At 45.8% G+C, this 330-nt stretch carries 1 protein-coding gene; it reads left to right on the forward strand.

Annotated elements, in window-relative coordinates:
• Positions 1–330, forward strand: a 330-nt coding sequence (locus tag M3636_RS30000) for an integrase core domain-containing protein (RefSeq protein WP_251384761.1), incomplete at both ends; no start/stop codon positions are given.

A 330-nucleotide genomic window follows, 5' to 3' on the forward strand; every position in this document is an offset into this window, starting at 1 on the left:
CAAACGCCCCGCTCCAGGACTGCTACATCACTCGGATCGTGGCTCGCAGTACACGTCAAAAGAATACGTGGAGCAACTGAAATCGTATGGTATGGAACTCAGTATGAGCCGCCGAGGAAACTGTTACGATAACGCATGTATCGAGTCTTGGCACAGTATTTTGAAGAAGGAACTTATTTACTGTAACCCTCGTTTTAAGAATCCAGAAGAGGCTTATAACGCCATTTACCAGTACATTGAGTTCTATTACAACCGCAAGCGAATGCATGGTGCGCTAGGTTATCTTTCCCCTACTCGTTTTGCGAAGAAATTTACGGACAAATCCGTCGC

Origin of the sequence: Paenibacillus sp. MER 99-2, assembly GCF_023714095.1 — a bacterium.
Classification (GTDB): domain Bacteria; phylum Bacillota; class Bacilli; order Paenibacillales; family Paenibacillaceae; genus Paenibacillus.